This is a genomic window from Rhodopseudomonas sp. B29, assembly GCF_000333455.1.
In the GTDB taxonomy this organism is placed as follows: Bacteria; Pseudomonadota; Alphaproteobacteria; order Rhizobiales; family Xanthobacteraceae; genus Rhodopseudomonas.
The window spans coordinates 1-3,478 of the sequence record NZ_BADD01000745.1 but is presented as its reverse complement, the minus strand read 5'-3'; the positions used below and the strand labels follow the sequence as shown (position 1 = coordinate 3,478).

Genomic DNA, 3,478 nt, shown 5'->3' with positions numbered 1-3,478 from the left:
AGCGGCTGCTCGCGGTCGAGCGGGCGCGGAACATGTAGCTGCCGAGCCGCAGATTGTCGTGCACCGACAGCCGCGGAAAAAGCCGGCGGGTCTCCGGCACATAGGCGATGCCGCGGGCCGTGATGAGATGCTGGGCCAGACCGGTGATGGTCTCGCCGTCGAAAGCCACCGAACCCGACCGCGGGCGCTCGGCGCCGGCGATGGACTTGATCAGCGTCGACTTGCCGGCACCATTGGCGCCGGCAACGCAGACGATCTCGCCCTTCTCGACCTCGATCGAGACGTCCGAGATGGCGACCAGCCCCTTGTAGGCAGTGGTGACCTCACGCACTGACAGCATGACGATCCCCGAGATAAGCAGTGATGACTTTCGGATCGCGCACCACGTCGGCCGGCTTGCCTTCGGTGAGCACCTTGCCGAGATCGAGCACGATGGCACGGTCGACCAGCGGCATGACGATTTCCATGACGTGCTCGACCATCAAGACGGTGACGCCGGTGTCGCGGACGCGGCGGACCAGTTCGACGCCCTTCTCGGCCTCGGTATGGGTGAGACCGGTGAGAACTTCGTCGAGCAGCAGCAGCTTGGGCTCGGTCGCGAGCGCACGGGCGACTTCGAGCCGGCGCTTCTCCGACGGGATCAGCTGATTGGCGAGCACATCGGCGCGGGCGCCCAGGCCGCAGAACTCCAGAACCTCGTGGGCCTTGCGGCGCGCCTCGCGCATCACCGTGGTGCGGATCAGCGCACCGACGATGACGTTGTCGATGACGGTCATCGACTCGAAGCTCTTCACCACCTGGAATGTGCGGCCGATGCCGCGCGCGCAGCGCGCCGTCGCCGGCTCCTTTGTGACGTCGTGACCGTCGAAGATGATCGAGCCTTGCGTCGGCGGCAGCACGCCGGCGATCAGATTGAACAGCGTCGATTTGCCGGCGCCGTTCGGCCCGATCAGGCCGACGATCTCGCCGCGGCCGACCGAAATCGAGACATCGCTGTTGGCGACAAGGCCGCCGAAGCGCTGCCAGACGCCGCGGGTCTCCAGAAGTGTCTCGCTCATTGCGGCACTCCCTTGGGCGCGGGCTTGCGCGAGAACAGGCCGATCAGGCCTTCGGGCCGCGCCAGCGCGATCACGACGATGACGGTGCCGTACAGGATCAGGTCGACGCCACGGCCGGAGCCGCCGATATAGGAGCGCGTCAGTTCGGTGAGCGGGATCAGGATCGCGGCGCCGAGCACCGGGCCCCACAGCGTGCCGATGCCACCGAGCACGGCCGGGAGCGCCATCAGGAGCGAGAACTGGAAGGTCATCACGCTGTCCGGATCGATATAGGATACGAACTGCGCGTAGAACGCGCCGCCGATCGCGGTGAGGAAGGCCGACACAGCAGCGGCGCCCATCTTGGAGTTGAACACCACGACGCCGAGGCTTTCGGCCGCGTCGGGATTGTCCTTCACGGCCCGCCACCAGTAGCCCCACTTGGAGTCTTCCAGCCACCAGGTGATCAGGAAGGCGACGCAGCAGAACGCCAGAGCGAAGTAGAAGTACGGCAGCTTGGAGCGGGTGAACTGGAATTTCGCCCAGCTGTCGCCGCGCACCGGAATGTCGATGCCGAGCGCCGCGCCGGCCCAGTCCCAATTGAGGAACAACAGCAGCGCGATCTCGGCGATCACGATGGTGGCGATGACGAAGTAATGGCCGCGCAGCCGGAAGGTCGGATAGCCGAGGCCGAGCGCGATCAGCGCCGACAGCACGCCGCCGCCCAGCATGCCGAACCACGGCAGCACGCCGAACTTGGTGAACAACAGCGCCGTGGTGTAGGCGCCGAGCCCGAAATACAGAGCGTGGCCGAGCGAGATCTGTCCGCAATAGCCGCCGAGGATGTTCCAGGCCTGCGACAGCGCCGCATACATCAGAGTCAGCACCATGATGTTCTGGATGTAGACGTCCTTGACCACCAGCGGCGCGCAGGCCGCGAGCAGCGCGAGCACGGCGGCGACGATGAGATCGCGGCGGCGGCGTTTGGTGTGAGCGTCGTTCATCACATGGATCCGAACAGGCCGCGCGGCCGGATGAACACTACCAGCAGATACACGGCGTAGATGCCGATCGACTTCAGCGATGGCGGCAGGATCAGCGCCGTCGAAGCTTCGACCAGACCGACGATGATGCCGCCGGCGAAGGCGCCAAACACGCTACCGAAGCCGCCGAGCGCCACGGTGACGTAGGCGATCAGCGCAAACGAGGCGCCGACGTCGGGATAGATGTAGAAGAACATCGCCATCACCGCGCCGGCGATGCCGACCAGCGCGCCGCCGAGGCCCCAGCCGAGCGCAAAGACTTTATTCTTGTCGATGCCGACAAGCGCGACCGCGCCGGCATCCTCGCGCGTCGCTTCCAGCGCGCGGCCGAAGTCGGTCTTCTTGATGAAGAAGTACAGCGCGCCGAACGCCAGCAGCGACACCCCGGCGCCGACGAGCTGCGGCACCGGCAGGAACACGCCGCCGATCGACACCGTCTTGCCGCCGAGCCAGGAGACGTTGATCGAGCGATAGTCCGGCGTGAAGAAATACTGCGCCAGGCCGCGCATCAGGATGGCGAGGCCGAAGGTCGTGAAGATCTGCACCATGCCGATATTGGCCCTGGCACGCATCGCAAACCTGACGACGAACAAGTAAACCAGCGCGCCGAACAGGAACATCGCGGCGCCGACCAGCGGCATCGCCAGTAACGGATCGATGGCGAAGAAGGCGAACAGGAAGAAGGTGATGTACATCGCCAACATCAGGAATTCGCCATGGGCGAAGTTGGTGACGTCCATCAGGCCGAAGATCAGAGCCAGCCCGACCGCGACCAGGCCGTACAGCAGCCCCATCAGCAGGCCGCTGGCCAGAGATTGGATGATCGTGGCGGTGGTCAAGACGGCTTGCTCCAGCGATGGCCGTCATCCTGAGGTGCGAGCGCTAGCGAGCCTCGAAGGATGACATGGTGATGCGGCCCATCCTTCGAGGCCCGCCGCTTTCGCGGCGGGCACCTCAGGATGACTTTTAGTTACGGCATCGGCCAGATCGCCTCGGCGACCTTGGCTTGCTCCGGGAAGATGGTGACGAACTTGCCGCCGACATATTGCAGCAGCACCGGATCGGCGAACTGGTTCTGGCCCTGCTCGTCGAACTTGACGCGGCTCCACGGCATAATGGTGACGTCGCCCGGCATGTCGGTGGCGACCAGCGCCTCGCGGATCTTCTCGCCGTCGGTCGACTTGGCGCGGTCCGAATCGCGCTGCCCGCTGGTGAAGAAGTAACTTACTCAACGCCGTCATTGCGAGGAGGCGAAGCCGACGAAGCAATCCAGCTCCGTGCTCGGAACTGGATTGCTTCGCTTCGCTCGCAATGACGAAAAGCCCATGGAACAACTAACAACAACAAGGACCCGCGTCGCGGCATCACCGGCGTCGACTCGCCACCCGAAGACATCGC

The 3,478-nt window shown here is 65.0% G+C and carries 4 protein-coding genes and 1 pseudogene; all 5 read right to left on the bottom strand.

Features of this window, described 5'->3' with window-relative positions; all coding sequences use genetic code 11:
• On the bottom strand, nucleotides 1-340 hold a 340-nt coding region (locus tag I5M_RS26915), incomplete at its 3' end, for an ATP-binding cassette domain-containing protein (protein WP_022724233.1).
• Entirely contained in the window at nucleotides 324-1,058 is a 735-nt protein-coding gene (locus I5M_RS26910) for an ABC transporter ATP-binding protein (RefSeq protein ID WP_022724232.1), read from the bottom strand. The genes I5M_RS26915 and I5M_RS26910, both read right to left, overlap by 17 nt.
• On the bottom strand, nucleotides 1,055-2,041 hold the full coding sequence (locus I5M_RS26905) for a branched-chain amino acid ABC transporter permease (protein ID WP_022724231.1): 987 nt from the start codon (nucleotides 2,039-2,041) through the stop codon (nucleotides 1,055-1,057). The genes I5M_RS26910 and I5M_RS26905 overlap by 4 nt, the downstream gene beginning before the upstream one ends.
• On the bottom strand, nucleotides 2,041-2,919 hold the full coding sequence (locus I5M_RS26900) for a branched-chain amino acid ABC transporter permease (protein WP_022724230.1): 879 nt from the start codon (nucleotides 2,917-2,919) through the stop codon (nucleotides 2,041-2,043). The genes I5M_RS26905 and I5M_RS26900 overlap by 1 nt, the downstream gene beginning before the upstream one ends.
• A gap of 131 nt (nucleotides 2,920-3,050) precedes the next feature.
• Nucleotides 3,051-3,272 (bottom strand): annotated as a pseudogene (locus I5M_RS31685) (amino acid ABC transporter substrate-binding protein); the annotation flags it as partial.
• Between the last annotated feature and the right edge of the window lie 206 nt (nucleotides 3,273-3,478).